The sequence below is a fragment of the Sodalis sp. RH16 genome (assembly GCF_047324245.1).
GTDB classification, from domain to species: domain Bacteria; phylum Pseudomonadota; class Gammaproteobacteria; order Enterobacterales; family Enterobacteriaceae; genus Acerihabitans; species Acerihabitans ligni.
On sequence record NZ_CP178737.1, the window covers coordinates 2,782,823 to 2,809,160 of the forward strand.

The window sequence follows — 26,338 nt, forward strand, 5'->3', positions numbered from 1 at the left end:
CGGCTCAGCTATCAAGCAGGTCCGTCACCAGAATCTTGGAACGCCGGTGGTAATTATAAAGGGCCTGTTTTTGCTGCGGCAGCACTTCCACCTCCGCCGGCGTAAAGCCGCGCTCCTGAAACCAGTGAATACTGCGGGTGGTGAGCACAAACAGCTTCTTTAGTCCCAGTTGGCGCGCTTGCTGCATGATGCGCTGCAACAGCATTTCCCCGCGCGAGGAGCTGCGGTAATCGGGATGCACCGCCACACACGCCATTTCACCTACCTGCTCCTCCGGGAAAGGATACAAGGCGGCGCAGGCGATGGTCAGATTGTCCCGTTCGATAATGGTGAATTTATCGATTTCCATTTCCAGCTGTTCCCTGGAACGGCGCACCAGAATCCCCTGCTGTTCCAACGGGCGGATCAGCTCCAGAATACCGCCGATATCGTTAATGGTCGCCCGGCGAACCTGTTCGGCGCTTTCCATGACAATCTGCGTGCCGATACCTTCCCGGGAAAACAGTTCCTGCACCAGGGCGCCGTCGTCCTGGTAGCTTATCAAATGACAGCGCCGCACGCCGCTGCGGCAGGCTTTAACCGCACCGCGTAAAAAACGGACCGTGCCCGAGTAGTAATCCCCGGTTTTCTCAAGCGCATCGATATGCTGCTGCGCATCGTTGGGAAACAGCTCGGAGATGATCTCCCCTTTGTTATCTATAACCCCCTGGGAAGAGCAAAAACCGATCATCTTCTCTGCTTTAAGCTTTATCGCCAGTTGGGTGGCCACTTCTTCCGCCGTCAGGTTAAAACTTTCCCCGGTAACGGATACCGCCACCGGCCCCAGCAGCACAATGGCGTTACTGTCCAGTTGGCGATGGATGGCTTCGTCATCAATGCGCCGTATGCGCCCGCTATGGCAATAATCCACCCCGTCATCGACGCCCAGGGGTTGCGCGATGATGAAATTACCGCTCACCACGTTGATGTGCGCCCCCTGTAGCGGCGTATTGTTCAGGCTCATGGATAAACGGGCGGTGATATCCAGCTGCAGCAACCCCGCCGCCTGCTTCACCAGCTCGAGGGTTTGGGCATCCGTGACCCGGGTATGCTTGTGGTAAATGGGTTCCAGATGATGCACCGCCAGATTGGCGTCAATCTGCGGCCGGGCGCCGTATACCAGCACCAGACGAATGCCCAGGCTATGAAGGAGACCAATATCGTTAACGATATTGGCGAAGTTTTCATGTTCTATGGCTTCACCGCCCAGCATGACGACAAACGTCTTGCCACGATGAGCATTGATATAGGGAACTGAGTGGCGAAAGCCCTGGACCAGTTCAGTACTACGTTCCTTCACGGCAAACCCTCTGTGAATGGTTATTCGGATTTCGTGTATTTTTATGCTATTAACGCCAGGTTGGCAAGCAGCATTTATCGCCAATTTTCATTGTAAAGAAAGGAAAATAATCCCTTGGCAGATAAGCATAGAGTCTTTTGGAGGTGACATAAACCTGCAGATTGGGTAAAGTTTTTGGCATGCTAAAAAAAAGCCTGATTTATCATTAGAATAACTTCAAGTAAAGGGGGTTCATGCCGGATCATGATTTTGCACCGTCTCGCCGCCGCCTGTTAAAGGGGGCGGCGGCCACCTGGCTGCTGAGTCTCAGCCGGGCGGGCGCGGCCGCGCCGGTGGCGCTGGTTGCGGTGCGTATCTGGCCGGCCACGAGTTATACCCGCATGACATTGGAATCCCAGTCAGTGTTGCAGTACCGTCATTTCATGCTCCGCGATCCCCTTCGTCTGGTGGTGGATATCCAGGGGATGCATTTGAATGCAATCATGCGAGGCGTGGGCGCACTGGTGAAAGAGCAGGATCCCTATATCAGGGGGGTGAGGGCGGGGCAGTTCGACGGCCATACCGCCCGGCTGGTGGTGGAACTCAAACAACCGGTGGAGCCGCGCTTTTTGACCCTGCCGCCGGTGGCCGGCTTCAAACACCGGCTGGTGATGGATCTTTACCCCAAAGCCGGCAGCCGGGGCGCCGTGCAGGACGATCCGCTGCTGGCGCTGCTGGAGGATTACAATCAGGGCGATCTGGCGCGAAATCTGCCGCCGGAGTCTCAGGGACCGCGGGCAGGAAAAGCCGGGCGCGATCGTCCCATCGTGATTATGCTGGATCCCGGCCATGGCGGCGAGGATCCGGGAGCCATCGGCAAGCGGCGCACCCGTGAAAAGGATATTGTATTAAAGATCGCGCGGCATCTGCGGACGTTAATTGAACGCGAAGCCCATATGAAAGTGTATATGACTCGCAATGAAGACGTCTTTATTCCACTGCAGGTTCGGGTGGCGAAAGCGCGCAAACTCCGGGCGGATCTGTTTGTATCCATACATGCCGATGCCTTTACCGACCGTTCTGCCCGCGGCGCCTCGGTATTTGCCCTGTCCACCAAAGGCGCCACCAGCGCCGCCGCGCGTTTTCTGGCGCAGACGCAAAATGCCGCCGATGAAATAGGCGGCGTGGGCAAGAGCGGCGATAGGTACCTCGATCATACCCTGTTTGATTTGATGCAAACCGCCACCATCACCGACAGCCTGAAATTCGGCCGGCAGGTATTGTCCCGACTGGGTAAAATCGCGCATTTGCATAAAAACACCGTTGATCAGGCCGGTTTTGCGGTGCTTAAAGCGCCGGATATCCCTTCAATCCTGGTAGAGACCGGGTTTATAAGCAACATCGACGAAGAGCGGCGGTTGGCTACCTCCAGGTATCAACGGCAACTGGCGGAATCAATCTTGGCCGGCATCAAGGGATACTTTGCCGCGGGCGGGGTATTGGCGCATCGTTGAAAGGGGACTAAGGGCTGTTTTGCCGCGGGAAACGCCGTGGCGAAGGAAATAACACAAAAACCCGCCTGAAAAGGAGGGGAGAAACACGACTGAATGTTTTACGGCAGGCTTGCTTGAAGTTGGTTGCGGGGGCCGGATTTGAACCGACGACCTTCGGGTTATGAGCCCGACGAGCTACCAGGCTGCTCCACCCCGCGTCCGATAATGACATCTGTGAGCAGTCAGATGTTGACTTCGTACGGTATGACGTTTTGTTGATTGGTTGCGGGGGCCGGATTTGAACCGACGACCTTCGGGTTATGAGCCCGACGAGCTACCAGGCTGCTCCACCCCGCGTCCGTGGATGCGCACTATACTCCGGACAGTAACTGATGCAACCCCTTTTTGCGATTAATCGCGTAGAATAATGATTTTTGTTTATACAGAGGCATTTTTGCTGGTTTTATAGACATATCCTCATGTTCTTTTTGAATTAATACATTTATCTATTGATTAACGTTTGCTATCTTTCGGCGTAAATGCAAGAGCATGGTTTTCACATGAGAGCAATATGAACAAGCACTGGCTTCGCTATCTTTCCATTGGTCTGGCTATCGCCATCCTGGCCGGATGTTCGTCCCGGCCCACCGATCGCGGGCAGCAATATAAAGATGGTCATCTTACGGAGCCCTTTGGGCTGGTTAACGAGCCTAACGCCAAAGGCCGACCGGTGAATGCCAAGGATTTTGCCGATCAGGTGACGCAAACCCAGTTTGCCGCCACCGGGCTTTATAACCGCAATTACGCCGATTATGATGCGGTCAAGCGCTGGGCGATGGCGGGGGCCGATACCCGGCAACTGAGCCAGTTCGGTATTAAAGCCTATCAGATGGAAGGTGTGGATAATTACGGTAACGTTCAGTTCACCGGTTATTATACTCCGGTGATCCATGCCCGCTATACGCCGCAGGGGGAGTTCCAATATCCTCTATACCGTATGCCGCCGCGAGGGGCCAAGCGCCGGTTGCCCGATCGCGCGGCCATCTACGCCGGCGCCCTTGAGGGCCGGGGACAGGCTATCGCCTATAGTAATTCGATGCTGGATAATTTCCTGATGGAAGTTCAGGGCAGCGGTTATGTGGATTACGATGACGGGCGGCCGCTGATGTTTTTCGGTTATGGCGGCAATAATGGCCATCCTTATCGCAGCATCGGCAAAGTACTTATCGACCGCGGGGAAGTGGCGCGGGAAAATATGTCGATGCAGGCGATACGGCAATGGGCCGCCCGCCACAGCCCGTCTGAAGTGCAGGAACTGCTGGAACAGAATCCGTCCTATGTGTTCTTTAAACCGATTCCCTTTGCGCCGGTGAAAGGCGCCAGCGCCGTACCTCTGGTAGCCAAAGCATCGGTGGCGTCTGACCGTTCGCTGGTTCCGGCGGGAACCACTTTGCTGGCGGAAGTGCCGTTATTGGATGATAACGGTAAATTTACCGGCAAATATGAAATGCGGTTGATGATAGCCCTCGATGTGGGCGGCGCCATTAAAGGCCAGCATTTTGATATTTACCAGGGAATCGGTCCGCAGGCGGGCCAGGCCGCCGGCTATTACAATCATTATGGCCGGGTCTGGGTGCTGAAGGGGACGGGGTCGCTGAACGCGGTACCGTTAATGATCGGCAATAGCGGCGCACCCGCCGCTGCGGCCAATACCGTGCAGGTCAGTTACGATAACTGAACGGCCAACCGAGGTTTCAGCCATGAGCGGTCAATATACAGACGCCTATTTACAACGTTTTGGCGGCACCGCCCGGTTATACGGTCAACAAGCGCTGGCGGTGTTTCATCGCGCCCATGTTTGTGTGATAGGTATCGGCGGCGTGGGGTCCTGGGCGGCGGAAGCGCTGGCGCGTACCGGGATCGGCGCGTTGACCTTAATCGATATGGACGATGTCTGCGTCACCAATACCAACCGGCAGATCCATGCGCTGAAGGAACAGGTGGGACGGCCTAAGACCGAGGTTATGGCGGCGCGCATCGCCTCCATTAATCCGGAATGCGTCGTGACCAGCGTGGATGATTTCATTACCGTGGATAATGTCGCCGCTTTACTGGATCGCGGTTTTGATTATGTTATCGATGCGATTGACAGCGTGCGGCCGAAAGCGGCCCTGCTGGCCTATTGCCGGCGCAATAAAATTCCGGTGGTGACCATCGGCGGCGCCGGCGGACAAATCGACCCGACGCAAATCCGCGTCGCCGATTTGGCGAAAACCATCCAGGATCCGCTGGCGGCAAAGCTGCGTGAACGGCTTAAGCATGATTTCAACGTGGTGAAAAGCAGCAAGGGAAAGCTCGGCATCGACTGTGTGTTTTCCACTGAGCAGCTGGTTTATCCGCAGGCGGACGGTACGGTGTGCGCGTCGCCCTCCACCGCCGAGGGGCCCAAGCGTATGGATTGCGCCTCCGGTTTCGGCGCGGCCGCTATGGTTACCGCCAGCTTTGGTTTTATCGCGGTTTCCCATGCGCTGAAGAAGATGCTTGCCCGGCAGGCGCGGCTGGCTGAAGCCGCCACGTCGCCTGAATCTCGGCCCGAGCCTGAGGTACAGTGCGCGGCCGGCGGCGGGCAATAATCCCGCCGCCTTAGCGCCGGAGTCAACCGCCGTGCCGGCGGCCACATCACCTTCCCGCTATGCCTTTTTCGGCCATGGTTCCATCACATCCCCACCATCAATTGGCGATATAGCTGTCGACAATGGCGTTGATGCGGCCGGCAATGGCGGCGAGTCCGCCGGCCCGGCTGACGCTGAGTTCAGTCCGCAGGCCCAGGTCATCGAACGGCGCGAGGGGATCCTGCCCTGCCAGCTGTGCCGGCGTTTTACCTTCCACCGCCGTCAATACGATGGCCAGCAGGCCTTTAACGATACGGCCGTCGCTGGCGGCATAAAAATGCAGGCTGCCGTCCTCTTGCCGCACGTGGCCAAGCCAGACGCGGTTTTCACACCCAGACAGGGCGGTTTCAGGCGTCTTCAATGCTTCCGGTAATTCCGGCAGGGCCTTGGCCAGCAGAATAATCTGTCGCAGGCGCTCTTCCCATTGCCGGCAGCCCGCAAAACGCGCCCTGATTTCCTCGCTGGAAATAGCGTGGCCGAAGGGGTGTCGGTCCGTTATCGGTTCGTTCATGGCGTCAATGTTTCCGTCGGTTTTATCGTGGACTATCAATCCCGCAGCAGCGTCAGCGCTTTTTCCACCGCCGCCGCCAGACGGTGAACGTCCCGGCGGGTGTTATAGGGGGCGAACGAGGCGCGCAGCGCGCCGGTAACCCCCAACGCCGCCATCAGCGGCTGGGCGCAGTGCTGCCCGGCGCGCAGGGCAATGCCTTCCTGTGCCAGTATCATGGCGATATCCTGGTGATGAATACCGGCAAAGTCGAACGAAAGCAGGCTCGAACCGGGACAACGAAAGGCGCGAAAGCCCGGCAGCGCCGACAGGAGTTCTTGCGCCAGGTCCGCCAGGGAGACGCTGTAGCGTTCCGCCCCATCCCGGTCTTGCCGTGAAAGCCAGTCCAGGGCGGCGCCAAGCCCTATCACGCCGGCGATATTCGGCGTGCCTGCCTCAAAGCGCTGCGGCGGAGCCATGGGAGTGAATCCCTCGAAAGCGGCCGCGCTCAGCATTTTGCCGCCGCCTTGCCAGGGCGGCATTTGCGCCAAAAGTTGCGGTTTGCCGTAGAGCACGCCAATCCCGGTGGGACCGTACAGCTTATGGCCGGAAAAGGCATAAAAATCAATATCTGCTTTTATCAGGTCCGGCGGCCGGTGTACTGCTCCCTGGGCTCCGTCCAGTACGATGACCGCCTGGGGAAAACGGCGGACGAGCGCGATTATCGCTGCCAGGTCCGGGCAGCCTCCGGTTACGTTTGACATTTGCGAGACGGCCACCAGGCGGGTCCGATCGTTCAATAATGGCGCCAGACCGGCCGGCGAGGGCAATAAATCCGCAGCCAGCGGCCATTTGACGACCTTGGCGCCGGTTTGTTGCGCCACCATCAGCCAGGGCACCAAATTGGCGTGATGCTCGGCTTCACTGACAATAATCTCATCCCCCGGCCGCAGGCGAGGTCGCGCATAGCTTTGCGCCACGAGGTTGAGGGATTCGGTGGCGCCGCGAGTCCAGACTATGCTGTCAGGCCCCGGCGCATTCAGCCAGTCCGCCACCTGCCGCCGGGCCTGTTCGTAACGAACCGTGAGGGCCATGGCCGCTGCATACTGGCTGCGATGTACGTTGCCGCTATCATGGCGATAAAACGCCTCGGTGGCGGCAATCACCACCTCCGGTTTCAACGCGGTGGCGGCACTGTCCAAATACACCACCTCATCGTTCAGCGCCGGGAATTGCCGGCCATAGGCCATGAAATCAAATTCACTCATCACCACGTTCTCACTGTCATAAAATTACAGACTTGTCCTATTATCGCCGTCTGTGGCGGGGAAGCGGCAGGATTTAATCCCGTTTTGTGGAAAAATGTCGATTGCTTGTTATGCTAATTATCATAAGGTAAGAAAAATGACCTGCTTGCCTAAATGTTTCAGTTAAGTTTTTTTAATCTGCGAGGAGTTAATGATGAAGAAAACAGCCGCAGTTATCTCTGTTTTTCTGCTTGGGTTAACCCTGAGTGCCTGTTCGAGCAATTATGTCATGCATACCAACGATGGTCGCACCATTGTCTCTGACGGTAAACCCAAAGTCGATGATGAAACCGGCATGATAAGCTACAAGGACGCCAACGGTACACAACAGCAGATCAACCGTGCCGATGTGAAAGAAATGATGGAAGCGAAATAATATAGACTTTTTATACCGCCTCCTTATTTTGGCAGCATAAAAAAGCACCGCTTCCGCGGTGCTACATATTCACTAGGGACAGACAGAGAAATGTACAGAAATGCCAAGGAGTAATTAAAGCGGCCTGAATCCAGGCCAAATCTGCAAACACAACATCACTCGGCAAGCCAAAAGCCATCCGGACTCCCCAACATTCAAGAACCCGCATACCTTTTCGTTCCGGCTCACCGGTGGCGGAACTATAGGTATTTGCTGGTGCATCCACAACGGACAATTTATAATGCCTCGGATAAAAAAAACTAATAGGTCAGGTATCTGTGTTTAATTTTCAATCCACCAGCGCCGATAAAGTGTCCCAACATGTCTAAACGCTTACCGCCGCTCAACGCCCTACGGGCTTTCGATGCGGCAGCGCGCCATTTGAGCTTTACCAAAGCGGCGGAAGAACTGTTCGTAACCCAGGCGGCGGTCAGCCATCAAATCAAATCGCTGGAGGATTTCCTTGGGCTTAAGCTGTTTCGTCGGCGCAACCGCTCGCTGCTGCTGACGGAAGAAGGTCAGAGTTATTACCTTGATATAAAAGAGATTTTTTCTGATTTGGCTGACGCTACCCGTAAACTGCAGTCCCGCAGCGCGAAAGGCGCGCTCACCGTCAGTCTATTACCCAGCTTCGCTATTCAGTGGCTGGTGCCGCGGCTGTCCAGTTTTAATGCCGCCTGGCCGGGCATCGACGTGCTGATCCAGGCGGTGGATCGCGAGGAAGACAAGCTGGCGGACGACGTGGATGTGGCGATATTTTACGGGCGGGGTAACTGGCCAGGGCTCAAGGTGGAGAAACTCTATGCCGAGTATCTTTTACCGGTGTGCTCGCCGTCACTGCTCAGCGGCCTGCATCCGCTGGCCTCCCCGGCGGATTTGATTCATCACACCCTCTTGCACGATGCTTCGCGCCGGGACTGGCAGGCTTATACCCGCCAGTTGGGGCTGACGCACATCAACGTTCAGCAGGGGCCGATTTTCAGCCACAGTGCCATGGTCTTGCAGGCGGCGATCCACGGTCAGGGCGTTGCCTTGGCAAATAACGTCATGGCGCAGACCGAGATAGAAGCAGGCAGGCTTATCTGCCCCTTCAACGAAGTGCTGGTAAGTAAAAACGCTTTTTATCTGGTTTGTCATGACAGCCAGGCTGAAGTAGGTAAAATAGCCGCCTTTCGTCAGTGGATAGTCGGGCGTGCCGCCAGCGAGCAGGAAAAATTCCGGGTCCGTTACAATAACGGCCAGACAGTCGAACCACAATAACACTGATAATATACCCAAAAGATTCCAAGCTGAGGGCAGCCAAAACGCCTGCGGCTTGAAAGGTGAAGGGTATAACAGCGTAATCATTAGGATTGTAAGATGCGAAGTCGCGCCATGTTGGTTTTTGCCGCCGTCAGCGGCCTGGTCTATGTCGTGCTCGGCGCTTTCGGCGCCCATGTGTTGAGCCAGACGCTGGGTGAAACGGAGATGTCCTGGCTGAAAACCGGCCTGCAATACCAGGCGTTCCATACGCTGGCCATTATGGCGCTCAGCGTCGCCACGCAGCGCCACGCCAGCCTGTGGTTTTATTGGAGCGGCGTCATGTTGGCTATCGGAATCGTGCTGTTTAGCGGCAGCCTTTATTGCCTGGCTTTGTCGCACCTGCGCATGTGGGTGTATATCACGCCGGTGGGCGGGGTCTGCTTTTTGGCCGGGTGGATTTTAATGTTGTCAGGCGCGTTGCGTCTTAAAAAGAAGGCCGAACGCCGTGAATAAAGTGATTTTATATTGCCGCCCCGGATTTGAAAAAGAGTGTGCGGCGGAAATAACCGACAAGGCCGCCGCACTGGAGATTTTTGGCTTTGTCCGGGTGAAGGAGCACAGCGGTTATATCATATTCGAGTGTTATCAGCATGATGAAGCCGATCGTTTGCTGCGGGAAATCCCCTTCGCCGACCTGATATTCGCCAGGCAAATGCTGCTGACCGGCGAGCTGTTGCGTGATTTACCGCCGGAGGATCGCATAACCCCCATCATCGGCATGCTGACCGGCGCCGTTAACGGCGCGGGGGACGTGCGGGTGGAAGTGCCCGATACCAATGAAAGCAAAGAGCTGATGAAGTTCTGCCGTAAATTTACGGTGCCCCTGCGCGGGGCGCTGCGGGCCCAGAAGCTGCTGACCCCGCAGGAAAAAGCCAATCGTCCGGTTATCCATGTATTTTTTATCGCGCCGGGCTGTTGTTATGTGGGGTATTCCTACAGCAATAACAACTCGCCTTTTTATATGGGCATCCCCCGCCTCAAATTTCCCACTGAGGCTCCCAGCCGGTCCACGCTGAAGCTGGAAGAGGCGTTTCATGTCTTTATCCCCAGCGATGAATGGGATGAGCGGCTGGGCAGCGGCATGTACGCGGTGGATTTGGGCGCCAGCCCCGGCGGCTGGACCTATCAACTGGTGAAACGCAGCATGATGGTGCATGCCGTGGATAACGGCGACATGGCCGCCAGCCTGATGGACACCGGCCAGGTCATCCACCATCGAGCCGATGGGTTTAAATTCGAGCCGCCGCGCAATAATGTCTACTGGCTGGTGTGCGATATGGTGGAACAACCGGCGCGTGTGGCGCAGCTTGCCGCCGACTGGCTGGTTAAGGGCTGGTGTCGCGAGGCTATCATCAATCTCAAACTGCCGATGAAAAAGCGTTATGAGGAAGTCTGCCAAAACCTGGACCTGCTGCGCAACAGCCTGAAGGAAAACAGCGTTTACGGAGAGATCCATGCCAAACAGCTCTATCACGATCGGGAAGAGGTAACGGTGCATATCCGCCGTTTCTGGAGCGCAGTGCCCGGACGCCGGGACGAGCGATAAGCCGCGAACCCGGCGGCTCAATGGTCCGCAATGGCTTGCGCTCGCAGGCATCCCGCCGCTTACGGACACCGCCGCGGCCACCGAGGCGAATGATATTGACCGCGTCACGATGCCCGCTATGGCTGCTTGCGGCGCCTAGTTTGTCAGTCCGAAACCGCGGGGGTATTTCAGCTCCGCGACATGCCTGCGGCTATTGGCATTATAGATATTGACCGGCAGTTTGCCCCGAGGCGGCAGTTTGCCGATAATAATCTCGGCGGCTGCATTTAGAGACGAGTCTGGTGAACTTCCCTTTTTTGAAGCATAAAAAGAGTAAGTCACCAATACCGCATCTGCCTTGTCGTGATAATCAACAACGTCATAGGGCGTTTTTAACGAGAGATATATCACTTTTTTACCGGCTGCTTTGGCGGTGATGATGGCGTCTTGAATTTTATTTTTTGCAGTAGTGCCCGGATGGGTTGGCTGCGGTAATCCAGGGACGTTTTCTCCCTCGCTGACAGAGTCCGACATACCGCCGATAATCAAAATATCGTATTTCCTTATGCTCAAATTCCGCAGCCAGGTCATTTCAGTTAAATCTCCACTCAGTACCGAATGGTAGCCATTTTCACGCAGAGTATATTCAATAGCCGCCCCCTGTTCGGTCCGTGGCATCAAAATAAAGATGGATTGAATCTCATTTTTCAAAGGAATAAGTTGTTTGGCATTTTTTAATAAAGTAATTGAATTGTCGGTAATCTCCCTTTCCAATTTTCTGCTCTTCGCTTCATCATGGAAAAAACATTTTTCAACCGGCGTTATAATATTTTTGTCCAGTTTTAAATCAATAATCCGGCTGACGGAGGCCGAAATGACCTTTTCATCAAGGACTTTGTCAGTAATATTTTTGGCTAGATATTCTATCAATGTCTTTAATTTAAACTCGTCTTCAGCGCAGTAGATGCGGACGGGCATAAGGGCTATATCAACGCCGGCCTTGAAGACTTCTTGCATGACGGTATGTATATCAAAATTATCGCTGATGGCTTTCATGTCCAGCGCATCGGTAATAGTGACCCCTTTGAATCCCAGTTCGCCGCGCAATATATCGGTCTGTATTTTTCCGGACAAGGTTGCCGGCCGGACAATCTCTTTTCCTGCCTTATTCTTCAGCGTCGTGTCGTCAAGAGCCGGATATCGGATATGGGCGGTCATAATCATATCCGGCGCTTCATCGGAGGCTATCGCGTCGCGATAGGGCGCCAGATCGATCTCATTGGCGTCTTGGCGGTTTTTGTTCACCATCGGCAAGCCAAAATGGGAATCGGTCACCGTGTCCCCATGGCCGGGAAAATGCTTGGCGACGCTCACTACGCTTTTGCTGCCGATGCCGGCTATCATTTCCCGTGCCAATCGCCCTACGCTGGCCGGGTCGTCGCCGAATGAACGAACATTAATCACCGGATTATTTGGGTTGCTGTTGACATCCATCACCGGCGCGAAAATGGTATTAATGCCGAGAGATGACAAATCCCGGGCTATAACGCATCCCTGTCTATAAGCCAATTTGTTATCCCCCGTACCGGCAACGGCGGCGCCCAGCGCCATATTGCCCGGGAAAGCAGAGAACTCGCCGCGGGGCAGCCGAAAGACGCTGCCCCCCTCGTTATCAGTGGCAATAAATAACGGGATGCCGTCCGCCGGCATGACTCCCCGCAGATCGTCAGTGAGTTTTTGTATTTGTTCTTTATCCTTTAAATTATTGGCAAACAGGATAATTCCACCAATAAAATTGTTCCTGATGATTTTTGTGATTGTTGCCGTGAGCTGCACCATATCCTTCTTATCGTTTGTTTTGGCATCTTCTCGCCAATAACGGAAGTCCAGCATGATTTTCTGACCTATTTTTTCTTTTAAAGTCATTTTTGCTACTATTTCATCGCTTTGACTTGCCGCTGTCAGATTTTTTCCAATAGACAGATGATTTGACGCGTTACGGTGCAAATCAATGGGGCGTGAAGGGGAGGGCATGGAATTGGCACAGGCGGAGCGTGATTCTGATATCATATATGACTCACGTTATTAAGATGGAACAGCAGGGTAAATAAATCACTCAGATAAGCACCAATGTAAGAATATAGTTCTTTTGAAATAAAGAGATTATCTTACCGGAGAAACTTGAACAGGAGGGAAACGCAGATGAAATATCAACTCAGGAGGCTTCGCATATTTTCTATATGAAAATATCAAAGCATTTTTTTGTGCCAACGGTGGCCGCCGGCCACCGGCGGGGGGATTAGCGGGGTAAACGCAGCTGCTGCAGGTTCCCTTCCAGGGTTACGCCGGTATCCAGCGTCGCAACCCGGCGGCATATAAAAGCCATTTCCCGCTGCGGTTCCAGTTTATTCCGCCATTTAGGCGAGATATCGGCCAATCGCCCATAAAGCGTTTCCAGGCTGCCGGCCTGGCTGATTAACTGCGCGGCGGTTTTGGCGCCGATACCGGCGACCCCGGGAATCTTACTGCCGCTGATGCCGACCAATCCCCAGTAATCGGGCAATTGTTGCGGCTGCACGCCGAAGGTCTCGGTAATAAAGGGCAGATCCAGCCAGCGTTTTTGAAAATAGTCCCTGATGTGGATTGCCGGCGATAATAGCTGGCAATATCCCTTATCGGTTGAAATCAGCGTCACGCGATGTCCGGCGGCGGCGACTTTGAAGGCCAGCGTCGCGGCGATATCGTCCGCTTCGTATCCTTTTAGCTGCCACGATGCCACGCCGGTTTGGCTGAACAGCCGCCTGATGTCCGGCAACAGTGCGCGCAGCTCGTCGGGCATCGGCGCGCGTCCGCCTTTATAGGCCGGTAAGAGTTGATGACGCCAGCTTTCGTCGCGTTGTTCATCGTCAAATACCGCCACCGCGTGGGTCGGTTCACTATGAAAAATCAGCTGCTTTAGCGCATGGGCGCACGCTGATGGACAGGAAGAACCCTGGGTGGCATGCATGCGGCGAATCAGGTTCAACGCATCCACAATCAATAAATGAACCGTCATGGCGTGTCGTCCTTATCATCATCCATTGGGAAGCGGGACAGGACGCCGGGATTGGCTTTGTCCTGTCGTCAAGTCGGGCCCGGCGTTAAATACAGATTTCGTAGCAAGGGATATAGGCGCTGCCCGGTAATTTCATGCGGTGCTGCGCGACAAAACCCTGTAATAGGAAATCCATGCGTTTCATAATGTCCGGATCGCCGCGCAGCTTGTAGGGGCCGTGCTGCTCTATGGACTGGATGCCGTTTTCCTTTACGTTGCCGGCAACAATGCCGGAAAACGCCCGCCGCAGCGCCGCCGCCAGCTGTTCGGCCGGCTGGTCGCGATGCAGATTCAGGTTGGCCATGTTTTCATGGGTGGGATCGAACGGGTGCTGAAGATCCTGCGCCACCTTCAGCGACCAATTGAAGCTATAGGCATCGCCGCTGCTGCGCCGGTTTTCCTTGACCCTGGGCATGGCTTTTTTCATTTGGCGGGCCACTTCCGCCGCATCGTCAATGATGATGGTGTAATATTTGCGGGCCTGCTCGCCCAGGGTACTGACGACAAATTCATCCAGCACCCGGAAGTAATCGGCGCTGATGCCCGGACCGGTAAGAATTAGGGGCAGCACCTGTTCTTTATTGGCCGGATTCATCATGATCCCCAGCAGGTACAGCAGCTCTTCCGCGGTGCCCACCCCGCCCGGGAAAATAATGATGCCGTGGCCGATACGGACAAACGCTTCCAGCCGTTTTTCAATATCCGGCATGATAATCAGCTCATTCACCAGCGGATTGGGCGGTTCGGCGGCGATAATAGACGGTTCGGTCATGCCGATAAAGCGTCCTTCCTTGTAGCGCTGCTGGGCGTGGCCCACCGCTGCGCCTTTCATCGGCGCCTCCATGGCGCCCGGTCCGCAGCCGGTGCAGATATTGAGTTCACGCAGACCCAGCTGGCTGCCTACTTTGCGGGCATAGAGATATTCGGTTTCGCTGATGGAATGGCCGCCCCAGCAGACAATCATATTCGGCGCTTCGCCCACGTGCAGGCCGCGGGCGTTGCGCATAATGGAGAATATCAAGTTGGTGATATGCACCGAGTTATTCAGGTTAAGGCTCTGATGGTGGCCGGCTGAGGCAATCTGGCCGTTGACGAACAGAATATCCCGCAGCACGGCAAACAGATTCGCCTGGATGGAGCGGATAAGACTGCCGTCGACAAAAGCCTCTTCGGGCGGGTTCACCAGCTCAAGCTTCACGCCGCGCTCGCGGCGCAGCACATTAATATCGAAATCCTGGAAACGGGCCAGCAGTTCTTTGCTGCTGTCGGTTTGGGCGCCTGAATTCAATACCGCCAGCGAACAGTTGCGAAACAGACGATAGAGATCGCTGCTGGCGGTACGTTTGAGCATATCCACTTCGAGTTGTGACAGTAAATCCATGGAGCCTAGGGGGCTGATATGGGTAATCAAAATAACTCCTTGGTGCGCGGTTTCGCACAAAATTTTTTTTTCAAACGCGTCTTGTTGTAGCATTATTGCCGCGCCAGCCGGCCGGCTGAGGGTATGAATGGCGTATTGCTCCGCCACGGGTTGATATCCAGCCCGCCGCGACGGGTGTAGCGGGCATAAACCGACAGCTGCTCGGGATGACAAAAATGCATCAGGTCGGTAAAAATCCGTTCCACGCACTGTTCATGGAATTCATTATGATGGCGGAAAGAGACCAGATAGCGCAATAAGGCTTCCCGATTGATGCGCGGGCCGCGATAGGTGATTTGCACCGATCCCCAATCCGGCTGGTGGGTGATCAGGCAATTGGATTTCAGGAGGTGGCTGACCAGGGTCTCGCTGACCTGCGCGTTATCGTCCGCGGCGTGCCGAAGCCATTCATTGCTGAAGGTATAATCATCAATGAGGATATCCTGCTCATCAATGCACTCGCCGGCAAAGTCGGCGATGCAACGGCCGGCTATATCGCCGAGGCGGAACAAATCCACATTCACGTCACCTGCGGCGCAGCGGGCGAGGTCGCGGATCAAAACATCCCGTACCTGGTCCCAGTGGGCGAATCGCGTCTGGTTAAAGCTGTTAAGATAAAGCTTGAAGCTTTTGGATTCGATAAGGTTGCGACTGGCGGCGTCAAGGCGCATTTCGCCGATGGCCACCTGCGGCACGCCCTTGTCGTTGAGCCAGGACAGTTCGTACAGCGTCCAGATATCGGCACCGTGGAATCCCAGCGTATGCGGCGCCAGACCCAACGGTTCCCGGTTGAGCGCGCGCGGTACTCCTTGCAGCAAGGCGGCATCGTATCGATCGCTATAGGGGGTGGGTTTGCCCAGTGTCAGCGATCCTAACGCCGGTTGATTTTCATAATCGGACATATTATAAGCGGACATAAATAAATGGTTACCCTGAATCCTTCTTATTACACAAGGTCTAGTGTAACGTAGAGCGCCGCAAGATGAGAGAGATTATGGATTACCAAGTGTCACAGGCATTGCAGGCATTCACCCGCCGCTACCAGCAGCACTGGCGTACCGCTACCGGCGGCGCTCCGGCAAGCCGCGCGCTGTTCGGCGTGCCGTCCCCTTGCGTGATCGGCGAGAATGGGGATCAGGTCTACTGGCAGCCTTGCCCGCCGCCTGAAAGCCTGACCCTGGCGGGGGTGGAACGGGCGTTGGAGCTGCGGTTGCAGCCGGCGGCGGAAGCATTTTATTGCAGCCAGCTGGCGGGAGATATGGCGGCAAGCTATCTCGCGCGCCCGCTGGAATTGCTGCAGGTTTGGAGCGAGGCCGATGGTATCCGCATCCAGGAAAATCTTATCGGCCATCTGCTGATGCAAAAGAGGCTGAAACTGCCGCCGACGCTGTTTATCGCCACTACGGATTCCGAACTGACGCTTATCTCAATTTGCAATCTCAGCGGGCAAATCCTCCTTGAAGAGCTCGGGCGCAAAAATCGCACGGTGCTGGCTGATAATCTGCAGGATTTCCTATCCCTGCTGGAACCTAAAGTAGCATGAATGTATCTGTCGTGTTTGTTGAATAGAATGTAAGAGATCTCCTACAAATACTGTGAGACATTGCCGGCAATATATATTTACACCCTAAAGGTTAACGCTAATTATTCTAATTTAATCAATGAATTAATTAGCAACATTAACTGTGCAACTTGGAACAATATCTTCGGCTATGCATAACCGTCTTGTATATTGCCTTCGATTAAGCGATCTTATCAATCAATTTGACGATGCGGCTATCACGTTCGTTTTCCGCTTTTAGCCGCTGGCTGACAAGGATGGGTTCAGGACGAACCGCTATAGGGAGGGCCGCAGGACCGCGCCCGGATGTTTCAGGACGATGATCGGGACACCTCCAGGATGGAGAATGTGAGTGGATCAGGAAGATTCCGCGGGCAGGAAGGCCAAAAGGACATACGTCGGACGACGTAGCCGGTTTCAAGGATGGGATTGCCGATACGGAGCGTTTCAAGGTTATAGTGATTATAACTTTTCACGGATGAACGCAGGGAGCACAGCGATAGCGGGAATGCTATAAATGAACCGGGGGTACTGTTTCGACAGTACCCCCTTTTCTTTTATCTGATTTTCTCCTCGTCAATGGCAGAGATCCCTCATGATGGCTTATCATAGGCCACTATAATTCATAAAGGACCTTCGCTATGTTTTCAGCCGCCCAGGCAGCGGATGTCAATCTGCTGGCATCCTTTTTGTCTTGCGATCAGACCCTTGACGCCACGCCGCAACGGCTGGCCGGGCGTGGCAAAGCCGATCTGCTGGTGTTGCTGGGCAATGCGGTGCTTATTACCGCCGAACGCGTGTTCCAGGCGGCCTGCGCCGGCGTCGCGCCGAAAATCCTTATCGCCGGCGGCGTGGGGCATGCCACCGAACTGTTATACCGGGCGGTGCGGCAGCATCCCCTTTATCATGACATCGCCACCGCCGGGCGCAGCGAAGCGGAGATATTGCGGGATATCGGCCGGCGTTTTTTCGGTTTGGCCGATGACCGGATATTGCTGGAAACCCAGTCCGCCAACTGCGGCGACAATGCCCTGCGGGCCCGCCAGGTATTGACGGCGGCCGGTGAACAACCTCATACCGTGATCCTCACGCAGGATCCGCTGATGCAGCGGCGAACCGATGCCAGTTTCCGCAAGGTCTGGCAGGATAGCCCGGATGTGCGTTTCATCAACTGGCCGACGCTGATACCGCGCTTTGAAGTGAACGCGGGACAAGTGGCATGGGGCAACCGGGAGTGCGCTGAATCCTGGCCGCTGCCGCGATTCGTTTCCCTGCTGCTGGGGGAGATCCCGCGCCTGCGCGACGCCCCCGGCGGCTACGGCCCGGCGGGGGCCGGCTTTATTGCCCATGTGGATATTCCGCCGCACGTTGAAGCGGCGTATGCCCGTCTCGCGCCCGCGCTCAGAACCGAATTCGGCGACCGGTTGATTTGAGCGCCAAAGCCGCCATTAGCGCCCGGACGCGTTCAATGCTATCCTCAGCCGTTTTGCGAAGGGCCGTTACGGCAGAGTTGCGCCGTTTTTGCAACCGCGAGGGCGTACCGCCAGCAGGTTTATGCTGTTTTACCACCGGCGGCGGCCTTTGGGTCAGGAGCACACCATGAGCTTACATCTTGAAATCCGTCAGCATTTGTTTGATATCGAACAAACGATGAGGACCCTGGCGATTTGGCAGGCGCAGCCGCCGGCGCGGGCGGCTTTTGAAAGCGTTGAGCCTTTTTGTATCGATACCATGCAGGCGGAGCAGTGGCTGCAGTGGATATTGTTGCCCCGGATGCATGCGTTACTGGATAAGCGCGCACCGCTGCCGGCCCGTTTCTCCATTGCCCCGTATTTTGAAGAAGCATTGCCTGACGCCGCGCCGCTGTTGGTACAGCTGCGCCGGTTGGACGATTTGCTCAACTCGAGCCCCACTTCCGGCGCGCGGATAATCCAGCATGATTGAAATATGTTATCGGGATGAGTTTTTGGTGGCGGTGAACAAACCGGCCGGCTGGCTGGTGCATCGCAGCTGGCTGGATCGCCGGGAGAAGATTGTGGTCATGCAAACGGTACGGGATATGCTGGGACAGCATGTGTTTACCGTGCACCGACTGGACCGGCCCACCTCGGGGGTGTTGCTGCTGGCGTTGTCCGCCGAGGTAGCCCACACCCTGTCCGGGCAGTTCGAGCAGCACCGGGTGAAAAAAACCTACCATGCGGTAGTGCGGGGCTATATGGAAGGCGACGGCACCATCGATTATGCCCTGACGCAGGAGCTGGATAAGATCGCCGATAAATTCGCCCAGCCGGACAAAGCGCCGCAGCCGGCGGTCAGCCATTATCGCGGACTGGCCCAAGTGGAGATGCCGGTGGCTATCGGCCGCTATCCCACCTCCCGATACAGCCTGATGGAACTTACGCCGCAAACCGGCCGAAAGCACCAGCTGCGCCGCCATCTCTCCCATATGCACCATCCGCTGATTGGCGACTCGACCCATGGCGATCTGCGGCAGAATCGCGGTTTCGCCCGCACGTTCGACTGTTCTCGCCTGATGCTGCACGCCAGCCGGCTGGAGTTGGCGCATCCGGTGACCGGACTGCCGCTGGTTATAGACGCCAGATGGGACCAGACCTGGCAAAACCTGGTGGAGCGGTTTCACTGGAATGGCATTCTCCCTGCTTATGAAAGGGTTGAGTTTGCCGCGGTCACAGGTCAGGATATGGCGACATTTATCTGAAAGCATCAATGAAAGGGAGTTATGCCAATGGCACAAGTGGGCATTTTTGTCGGCACGGTGTACGGTAATGCATTGCTGGTGGCCGAAGAAGCGGAAACCATTCTGGTGGAACAAGGCCACGAGGTGAAATTGTTCGAAGAGGGTACGCTGGAATCCTGGCAGTTTTATCGCCATCATTTTGTGCTGATCATTACCTCCACCACCGGTCAGGGAGATTTTCCCGACAGTATTGCCCCGCTGTTCCAGGCGGTGAAAGACCATGTGGGTTATCAGCCGGAATTGCGTTACGGTTTGATTGCCCTTGGCGACAGCAGCTACGAAAATTTCTGCGGCGCGGGGCATACCTTTGATGCGCTGCTCCAGGAGCAGGGGGCGGTCAGGATCGGCGAACTGCTGGAAATCGACGCGCAGGAAAACCCTGAGCCGGAAGTCGTGGCCGGCCCTTGGGTGGAAAAATGGAGCGGGCTTCTCGGCGCCTGAAGCGTCCGGCCCTGGACTGTCTGACCGCCGGGGCGGCGGCCTGGATCTTGCCCTTAGGATTTGCCGCGGGTCAGTTTTTCCAGATCCGCTTCGATCTCGGCAATCTTGTTGGTGACCACGCTGTCGAGGTGGCGCAGATCGTCGAGGATTTTTTGCTTCAAATCCACTTCGGTCTGATCCCGCAGGCAGAGTTGATCCAGTTCGTCGATGACATAACGGAGGTTGGGACTGATTTCGTTGATTTCGCGATAACCTTCGGCGACGTTGTCGGAAACCACGGTCTTACGCTGGCGCGGATATTTGAACTTCACGCTTTTAGCGAAGAATTCACCTTTATCCCGGCGAAAATAAATTTTCAGAATGTCGTTATTGGCTTCCTGACGCAGGCTGTAACGGTCGATATCGTCCGGATGATTTACGCCAAGGCTTTTCAAGTTATCGTACATAGCACTACCTCTGGTGTGTAATATCCTGTGATGAGTATAACGCCCGGGGGCGCCATATACCCTTTATACCCGTCATACTTCAAGTTGCAGGTGTGTTGGCAATACTCGGCCCCTCCATGGGCCTCGCCCCTTCGGGGCCGCTGCATGCAGCGTTCAAATCTGCTCCCGGCAGATTTGTCCTCGCTTACCCCAGTCGCTTACTTGAGTAAGCTCCTGGGGATTCGCTGTGTCGCCGCCTTCCTGCAACTCGAAGTATTTAGGGTATATCTTGCTGAAGCCTTGCCGCAGCAAGAAATCAATCGGGTATAGAGTGTGATAAACGGCTTACATTACAGCCGGCTCTCTATCCATGGGGGCCGCGCGGGAAGCGCATTCGCCAATAAAGATATTAGTCTATCGTCCGTAATAACTCATTGATACCCACCTTACCGCGGGTCTTCTCGTCGACTTTTTTGACGATGACCGCACAATACAGGCTATAGCGCCCGTCTTTGGAAGGCAGATTGCCGGAGACCACCACGGAACCGGCCGGAACGCGTCCATAATGCACCTCGCCGGTTTCCCTATCGTAAATCTTGGTGCTTTGGCCGATAAAAACCCCCATGGAAATTACCGAGCCGGTTTCCACGATTACCCCTTCCACGACCTCGGAGCGCGCGCCGATAAAGCAGTTATCTTCAATAATGGTGGGATTGGCCTGTAACGGCTCAAGTACGCCGCCGATGCCGACGCCGCCGGACAAATGGACATTCTTGCCGATTTGCGCGCAGGATCCCACGGTCGCCCAGGTATCAACCATGGTGCCTTCGTCGACATAGGCGCCGATATTGACATAAGAGGGCATCAACACGGTATTGCGGGCGATAAACGCGCCCTGGCGGACGGTGGCGGGGGGCACTACCCTGAAACCTTCCCGCTGGAAGCGCGCCTGATCGTAACCGGCGAACTTCATCGGCACTTTATCGAAGTAACGCGTTTCCGCTCCGTCCATAAGCTGGTTGTCGCTGATGCGAAATGACAGCAATACCGCTTTTTTCAACCATTGATGGGTTATCCATTCACCATTGATTTTTTCCGCCACCCGCAACGTACCGCTATCAAGACGGGCGATAACCTGGTTAACCGCGTCGCGGGTAACGCTGTCCGCCGTTGTCGGCGTGATGTCCCCGCGGCGCTCAAAGGCGTTTTCAATGATCTGTTGTAATTGCTGCATCCTATCTGTGTCCCGTATCTTGTCGAATGAAATAAATTATACCCATCATCACTTGTATCATACTTTTTCGTTCGGGGTGAGAGCCTCCGTCAGCTGCCGCTGCAATTCCTCACGGATCTCCCGGCTCAATGCGCGCCGGTCGCTGCCGGCCAGGATAAACAGGTCCTCCACCCGTTCGCCGATGGTGGAAATCCGGGCGCCGTGGAGCGATACGCCCAAATCCACGAACACCTCGCTGACCCGGGCCAGCAGGCCGGGCTGGTCCAGCGCCGTCAATTCTAGATAACTGCGCCGGTCCGAGTGCCCCGGCAGGAAATCCACCACGGTAGGCACAAAGAAGTGACGGAGTTTGGGGGAGGGGCGCCGTGAGCGCGGATGCTGGTATTTGCCGGGCTGCAGCGTTTGCAGCAGCGCCTGGCGAATGATGCTGTGGCGATCCGGCGCCAGCGGGCTGCCGTCCGGCTCAAGCACCACAAAGGTGTCCATGGCCATGCCGTCGCGATTGGTGAAAATCTGCGCGTCGTGGACGCTCAGGTTGCGCCGGTCCAATTCCCCCGCCACGGCGGCGAACAGGTAAGGACGATCCTGGCTCCAGATGAATATTTCCGTACCGCCGCGGGTAGCCTGGGGGCTGATGAGCACCAGGGGCTGGTCGCTATGGTGTTCCAGCAGATGGCGGGCGTGCCAGGTCAGCTGATTGGGGGAGTGGCGCAGGAAATAATCCGCGCGGCAACGGCTCCAGAGGCGATGCAGCGCCTCTTCGTCGACGTTTTCCATGCGCAGCAGCGCTAGAGCCTGCGAACGGTGGTGCCGGATGCGCGCGCGCATGTCCGGCATATTCTGCATGCCGCGCCGCAGCTGTTTTTCCGTGGCGAAAAAGAGTTCGCGCAGCAGGCTTTGTTTCCAGCTGTTCCACAGGGTTTCATTGGTGGCGCATATATCGGCCACCGTCAGGCAAAGCAAATAGTGCAGCCGGCTTTCCGTCTGCACTTCGGCGGCAAAGTGCTGCACTACCGCCGGATCCTGGATATCGCGCCGCTGGGCCGTTACCGACATGACCAGATGGAACCGCACCAGCCAGGCCACCAGCTGCGCTTCCCGGGAATGCAGGCCGTGCAGCTCGGCGAATTCCATCGCATCCTTGGCGCCCAGGGTGGAGTGATCGCCGCCGCGCCCTTTGGCGATATCGTGAAACAGCGCCGCCAGCAATAACAGGTGGGGGTGCGCCAGCCGGGGAAACAGCTCCACGCACAGCGGATGCCTGGGCCGCTCGCGCTCATCGGCGAAAGTCTCCAGCTTCATCAGGACCTGGATGGTATGCTCATCCACGGTATAGGCGTGGAACAGGTCGAACTGCATCTGACCGACGATATTGCCCCACTGCGGCATGTAGGCCCACAGCACGCTGTGCCGGTGCATGGGCAGCAAGGCATGCTTGACCGCCCCCGGGTGGCGCAGGATAGCCATGAAAAGCTGCCTGGCCTCGGGTATATTGCACAGCGGGCCGTCGAGATGGCGGCGGGCGTAGCGCAGTTGGCGAAGGGTGGAGGAATAGATGCCTGAGATGTTCTGATGCTGCACCATGCGGTAGAACATACGCAGTATCGCTTCAGGCTGGCGGGCGAACAGGGTTTCGTCCCGTAAATCGATGAGATCGCCGCGCAGCTGGAAGTCATCGTCCAGCGGCTGCGGTTTTTCATCGGGCGCCAGGGCCAGGATAGCCTCATCGAACAACTGCAGCAGCATCTGATTGAGTTCGCTGACGCGGCGGGTGACGCGGAAAAAATCCTTCATCATGCGTTCCACCGGCACATTGCCCTCGCCGCGATAGCGCAGTATCTGCGCCACGCTTTGCTGCCGGTCGAACAACAGACGATTATCATAGCGGCTGATGGCCAGATGCAGCGCAAAACGAATACGCCACAGGAAACTCTGGCATTCGTTGAGCTCATCGCGCTCCGCCTGGGTCAAAAAACCAAACCCCACCATTTCGTCCAGGGAAGTGGCGCCGAAATGGCGATGGGCCACCCATAACAGCGTATGGATGTCCCGCAAACCACCGGGACTGCTTTTGATATCCGGCTCCAGGTTGTAACTGGTGCCGTGGTAGCGCTGGTGGCGCTCCTCCTGCTCCGCCAGCTTGGCGGGGAAAAATTGGCTCGAGGGCCAGAAATCCTCGCTGAAAATGCTCTTTTGCAATTTTAGGAACAGCGCCACATCGCCGCAGATCAGCCGGGACTCGATAAGATTGGTGGCGATGGTCAGATCGGCCTTGCCCTCCTGCAGGCATTGGTCGATGCTGCGAACGCTTTGGCCCACTTCCAGTTTCAAATCCCACAACAGCGTCAGCAATTCGCTGATATGCTGCGCCTGCCCGGCGGTAAGAGGGTTCTGGCTCAATACCAGTACATCGATATCGGATAACGGATGCAGTTCGGCGCGTCCATAGCCGCCCACCGCCACCAGCGCGGTTTCCGGCGCCGCGTCGAAACCGTGAAAGCGCCAAAGCTGCCGCAGCAGCTGATCGATATAAAGGGCACGGGCGTCAATGAGCGTCTCCGCCGGAACGCCGGCGTTGAAGGCATCCGCCAGCCAGGCATGGAAATCATCCAGCCGGTCCTTGAGAAATGCGCGATTCAGCGCCTCATCGGGCCAGGTCAACGGCGATGCGGGTTTGACAGGCAACGCGCTGTCGACGGGAGGGGCGGCGTACTGAAGGATTTTGTCCGGCATATAAGGCCCATGATAAAGCCGGTAAGTCCGTGGTGGGGGCAGCCCAACCCCGGCGTTACCGCACGAGTAGTAGGTCTGTGCCGGGGAACGGGGGTCGGCAACTGCCGCCGGTGGCCCGCCCCGGGGTACTGATTAAGCCCGCCGCTTCAGCTCCGGGCCCGCTGCGGTAGCGGCCCGCGTCGCAAAAAAGCCGGACCGGCGCTCAGGCCGGGTGCGTGATAACCGTGGGCAGGGTATCGTCGCTGCGCAAGGTCATAATTTCGCATCCGTTATCCGTTACCACAATAGTATGTTCATATTGCGCCGACAAGCTGCGATCCTTGGTTTTTACCGTCCAGCCGTCTTTCATGGTGCGGATGCGGTAGTCACCCGCGTTGACCATGGGTTCGATGGTGAACGCCATGCCCGGCTGCAGCACTACGCCGCCGTCATCGGCATCATAATGCAGCACTTGCGGCTCTTCATGGAAGCCTTGGCCGATGCCGTGGCCGCAGTACTCCCGCACCACGGAAAACCCCTCCGCCTCGACGAATTTCTGGATGGCCTTGCCCAGGCTGCGCAGGCGAATGCCCGGCTTCACCATCTTGATGGCCAGATAGAGGCTCTCCTGGGTGATTCGGCACAGGCGCTCGCCGAGGATGGTGGGTTTGCCCACGAGGTACATTTTCGAGGTATCGCCATGGAAACCGTCTTTGATGACCGTAACATCGATATTGATGATATCGCCGTCTTTCAGCTTTTTTTCATCCGAGGGAATTCCGTGGCAAACCACTTCGTTCACCGAAATACAAACCGATTTGGGAAAGCCGTGATAGTTAAGGCTTGCGGAAATGGCGTGCTGATGCTCGGTGATATGCTGATGGCAGAGCCGATCCAATTCCCCGGTGCTGACTCCCGGCACAACATAAGGTTCGATGATTTCCAGCACTTCGGCGGCCAGACGGCCGGCAACGCGCATTTTTGCTATATCGTCTGAATTTTTAATGGGAATAGCCATGAATAGATCCGCAGTCGGCGTGTATGTCGACGATTTATGATTACAATAAAATAAAGGATAATGTTATCAGCCAAGCCGTGGACTGCCAAATTATCATTTGGCGCGGCGCCGTCTGTGAACAAATGGTGGAGTCTCGGCGCGGATTATGGTATAAAGCGCGCCGACGATCGGCGTAGAGTATTTTGGTCTTATGCGCCGTTCAGATCAACTATACCTAAGTGTTATTACACACACGTATCGGCACATGTGCCGGGGTGCCTTGGCCTGGATGGCGGGGTCGGCCGCATGGGATACGTGGAGGCATAACCCCAAACTATCTATAGAGGTTTAATCATGGCAACTGTTTCCATGCGTGACATGCTCAAGGCCGGTGTGCATTTCGGCCACCAGACCCGTTACTGGAATCCGAAAATGAAACCCTTCATTTTTGGTGCGCGTAATAAAGTTCACATCATCAACCTTGAGCAAACCGTACCGATGTTCAACGACGCCCTGGCCGAGCTGAACAAGATTGCCTCCCGCAAAGGCAAAATCCTCTTTGTCGGCACCAAGCGCGCGGCAAGTGAAGCGGTAAAAGAAGCGGCCAACAGCTGCGATCAATTCTTCGTGAATCATCGCTGGTTAGGCGGGATGTTGACCAACTGGAAAACGGTTCGTCAATCCATCAAGCGTTTGAAGGATCTGGAAACCCAGTCCCAGGACGGCACTTTCGAAAAGCTGACCAAGAAAGAGGCGCTGATGCGCACTCGCGAACTGGACAAGCTGGAAAACAGCCTGGGCGGTATCAAGGACATGGGCGGGTTGCCTGACGCGCTGTTTGTTATCGATGCGGAACACGAACACATCGCTATCAAAGAAGCCAACAACCTGGGCATTCCGGTGTTCTCCGTGGTGGATACCAACTCTGATCCGGACGGCGTTGATTTCATCATCCCGGGTAACGACGATGCCATCCGTGCCATCAATCTCTACCTGAGCGCCGTGTCCACCGCCGTTCGCGAAGGCCGCTCGCAGGATTTGGTTGAACAGGCCGAAGAAAGCTTTGTGGAAACTGAATAATAAGGCATGCTCTTTTTGAGCCCTTATTAACCAAGTTTAAACTATGTTGGTTAGAGGGCCTGTCTTCAGGCCCTCTTTTTTACCTATCCCGCCACGG

At 55.9% G+C, this 26,338-nt stretch carries 24 protein-coding genes and 2 tRNA genes; 13 read left to right on the plus strand and 13 right to left on the minus strand.

The window, feature by feature from the left end:
* Positions 1–4 precede the first annotated feature (4 nt).
* Complete coding sequence (gene argA, locus ACL2XJ_RS12795) at positions 5–1,339, minus strand: amino-acid N-acetyltransferase (RefSeq protein ID WP_132923254.1); 1,335 nt, start codon at positions 1,337–1,339, stop codon at positions 5–7.
* Between the two features lie 233 nt (positions 1,340–1,572).
* Between argA and amiC the strand changes: the two genes are divergently transcribed.
* Positions 1,573–2,832 (plus strand): N-acetylmuramoyl-L-alanine amidase AmiC, encoded by a 1,260-nt coding sequence (gene amiC / locus ACL2XJ_RS12800; protein ID WP_413726683.1) that lies wholly within the window; start codon positions 1,573–1,575, stop codon positions 2,830–2,832.
* 120 nt (positions 2,833–2,952) lie between these two features.
* Here amiC and ACL2XJ_RS12805 read toward each other — a convergent pair.
* Positions 2,953–3,029: transfer RNA gene (locus ACL2XJ_RS12805), tRNA-Met, on the minus strand.
* A gap of 62 nt (positions 3,030–3,091) precedes the next feature.
* Positions 3,092–3,168: transfer RNA gene (locus tag ACL2XJ_RS12810), tRNA-Met, on the minus strand.
* A 214-nt stretch (positions 3,169–3,382) separates the two neighbouring features.
* Between ACL2XJ_RS12810 and mltA the strand changes: the two genes are divergently transcribed.
* Positions 3,383–4,549, plus strand: a complete 1,167-nt coding sequence (mltA, locus tag ACL2XJ_RS12815; RefSeq protein ID WP_132923252.1) for a murein transglycosylase A — start codon at positions 3,383–3,385, stop codon at positions 4,547–4,549.
* Positions 4,550–4,571: 22 nt separating this feature from the next.
* A complete protein-coding gene (gene tcdA, locus ACL2XJ_RS12820) occupies positions 4,572–5,444 on the plus strand; it encodes a tRNA cyclic N6-threonylcarbamoyladenosine(37) synthase TcdA (RefSeq protein ID WP_203522681.1) in 873 nt (290 codons plus the stop codon).
* Between the two features lie 97 nt (positions 5,445–5,541).
* Here the strand turns inward: tcdA and csdE are convergent, their stop codons facing one another.
* Both csdE and csdA read right to left on the minus strand, forming a co-directional pair.
* Positions 5,542–5,994, minus strand: a complete 453-nt coding sequence (gene csdE, locus ACL2XJ_RS12825; RefSeq protein WP_413726684.1) for a cysteine desulfurase sulfur acceptor subunit CsdE — start codon at positions 5,992–5,994, stop codon at positions 5,542–5,544.
* 35 nt (positions 5,995–6,029) lie between these two features.
* The gene (gene csdA / locus ACL2XJ_RS12830) at positions 6,030–7,238 is read right to left on the minus strand and encodes a cysteine desulfurase CsdA (protein ID WP_413726685.1); all 1,209 of its coding nucleotides are present in this window, start codon (positions 7,236–7,238) and stop codon (positions 6,030–6,032) included.
* Between the two features lie 193 nt (positions 7,239–7,431).
* Between csdA and ACL2XJ_RS12835 the strand changes: the two genes are divergently transcribed.
* The 4 genes from ACL2XJ_RS12835 to rlmM all read left to right on the plus strand — a co-directional run bounded on the left by ACL2XJ_RS12835 (position 7,432) and on the right by rlmM (position 10,540).
* Positions 7,432–7,653, plus strand: coding sequence for a YgdI/YgdR family lipoprotein (locus ACL2XJ_RS12835; protein WP_132927868.1), 222 nt, complete (start codon positions 7,432–7,434; stop codon positions 7,651–7,653).
* A 360-nt stretch (positions 7,654–8,013) separates the two neighbouring features.
* Positions 8,014–8,952: a transcriptional regulator GcvA gene (locus ACL2XJ_RS12840; RefSeq protein WP_132923246.1), complete on the plus strand. Its 939-nt coding sequence runs from the start codon at positions 8,014–8,016 to the stop codon at positions 8,950–8,952.
* A 99-nt stretch (positions 8,953–9,051) separates the two neighbouring features.
* On the plus strand, positions 9,052–9,447 hold the full coding sequence (locus ACL2XJ_RS12845) for a DUF423 domain-containing protein (RefSeq protein WP_132923245.1): 396 nt from the start codon (positions 9,052–9,054) through the stop codon (positions 9,445–9,447).
* On the plus strand, positions 9,440–10,540 hold the full coding sequence (gene rlmM, locus ACL2XJ_RS12850; RefSeq protein ID WP_413726686.1) for a 23S rRNA (cytidine(2498)-2'-O)-methyltransferase RlmM: 1,101 nt from the start codon (positions 9,440–9,442) through the stop codon (positions 10,538–10,540). The genes ACL2XJ_RS12845 and rlmM overlap by 8 nt, the downstream gene beginning before the upstream one ends.
* A gap of 135 nt (positions 10,541–10,675) precedes the next feature.
* On the opposite strand, the gene ACL2XJ_RS12855 is transcribed toward rlmM, so the two are convergent.
* The 4 genes from ACL2XJ_RS12855 to queF all read right to left on the minus strand — a co-directional run bounded on the left by ACL2XJ_RS12855 (position 10,676) and on the right by queF (position 15,935).
* On the minus strand, positions 10,676–12,526 hold the full coding sequence (locus tag ACL2XJ_RS12855) for a glycoside hydrolase family 3 N-terminal domain-containing protein (protein WP_413726687.1): 1,851 nt from the start codon (positions 12,524–12,526) through the stop codon (positions 10,676–10,678).
* Between the two features lie 292 nt (positions 12,527–12,818).
* The gene (gene xni, locus ACL2XJ_RS12860) at positions 12,819–13,574 is read right to left on the minus strand and encodes a flap endonuclease Xni (protein WP_413726688.1); all 756 of its coding nucleotides are present in this window, start codon (positions 13,572–13,574) and stop codon (positions 12,819–12,821) included.
* An 85-nt stretch (positions 13,575–13,659) separates the two neighbouring features.
* Positions 13,660–15,024: a nucleotide 5'-monophosphate nucleosidase PpnN gene (ppnN, locus tag ACL2XJ_RS12865; protein ID WP_132923241.1), complete on the minus strand. Its 1,365-nt coding sequence runs from the start codon at positions 15,022–15,024 to the stop codon at positions 13,660–13,662.
* Positions 15,025–15,086: 62 nt separating this feature from the next.
* The gene (gene queF, locus ACL2XJ_RS12870; RefSeq protein WP_132927867.1) at positions 15,087–15,935 is read right to left on the minus strand and encodes an NADPH-dependent 7-cyano-7-deazaguanine reductase QueF; all 849 of its coding nucleotides are present in this window, start codon (positions 15,933–15,935) and stop codon (positions 15,087–15,089) included.
* A 92-nt stretch (positions 15,936–16,027) separates the two neighbouring features.
* Between queF and syd the strand changes: the two genes are divergently transcribed.
* From syd to ACL2XJ_RS12895, 5 genes are all read left to right on the plus strand, one after another.
* Positions 16,028–16,576, plus strand: coding sequence for a SecY-interacting protein (syd, locus tag ACL2XJ_RS12875; RefSeq protein WP_413726689.1), 549 nt, complete (start codon positions 16,028–16,030; stop codon positions 16,574–16,576).
* A gap of 659 nt (positions 16,577–17,235) precedes the next feature.
* Positions 17,236–18,027, plus strand: a complete 792-nt coding sequence (locus ACL2XJ_RS12880; RefSeq protein ID WP_413726690.1) for a YdcF family protein — start codon at positions 17,236–17,238, stop codon at positions 18,025–18,027.
* Positions 18,028–18,193: 166 nt separating this feature from the next.
* Entirely contained in the window at positions 18,194–18,538 is a 345-nt protein-coding gene (locus ACL2XJ_RS12885) for a YqcC family protein (RefSeq protein WP_132923238.1), read from the plus strand.
* Positions 18,531–19,313 (plus strand): tRNA pseudouridine(65) synthase TruC, encoded by a 783-nt coding sequence (gene truC, locus ACL2XJ_RS12890; RefSeq protein ID WP_132923237.1) that lies wholly within the window; start codon positions 18,531–18,533, stop codon positions 19,311–19,313. Before ACL2XJ_RS12885 ends, truC begins: the two co-directional genes overlap by 8 nt.
* 27 nt (positions 19,314–19,340) lie before the next feature.
* A complete protein-coding gene (locus ACL2XJ_RS12895) occupies positions 19,341–19,793 on the plus strand; it encodes a flavodoxin (RefSeq protein WP_203523149.1) in 453 nt (150 codons plus the stop codon).
* 53 nt (positions 19,794–19,846) lie between these two features.
* Here the strand turns inward: ACL2XJ_RS12895 and ACL2XJ_RS12900 are convergent, their stop codons facing one another.
* The 4 genes from ACL2XJ_RS12900 to map all read right to left on the minus strand — a co-directional run bounded on the left by ACL2XJ_RS12900 (position 19,847) and on the right by map (position 25,182).
* The gene (locus ACL2XJ_RS12900; protein ID WP_132923236.1) at positions 19,847–20,239 is read right to left on the minus strand and encodes a DUF3461 family protein; all 393 of its coding nucleotides are present in this window, start codon (positions 20,237–20,239) and stop codon (positions 19,847–19,849) included.
* Between the two features lie 388 nt (positions 20,240–20,627).
* Entirely contained in the window at positions 20,628–21,452 is an 825-nt protein-coding gene (dapD, locus tag ACL2XJ_RS12905) for a 2,3,4,5-tetrahydropyridine-2,6-dicarboxylate N-succinyltransferase (protein WP_203522671.1), read from the minus strand.
* A gap of 57 nt (positions 21,453–21,509) precedes the next feature.
* Entirely contained in the window at positions 21,510–24,185 is a 2,676-nt protein-coding gene (glnD, locus tag ACL2XJ_RS12910) for a bifunctional uridylyltransferase/uridylyl-removing protein GlnD (RefSeq protein ID WP_413726691.1), read from the minus strand.
* Positions 24,186–24,387: 202 nt separating this feature from the next.
* Entirely contained in the window at positions 24,388–25,182 is a 795-nt protein-coding gene (gene map / locus ACL2XJ_RS12915) for a type I methionyl aminopeptidase (RefSeq protein ID WP_413726692.1), read from the minus strand.
* A gap of 333 nt (positions 25,183–25,515) precedes the next feature.
* Here map and rpsB point away from each other — a divergent pair, with 333 nt between their 5' ends.
* A complete protein-coding gene (gene rpsB / locus ACL2XJ_RS12920; protein WP_132923232.1) occupies positions 25,516–26,241 on the plus strand; it encodes a 30S ribosomal protein S2 in 726 nt (241 codons plus the stop codon).
* Positions 26,242–26,338: the final 97 nt, after the last annotated feature.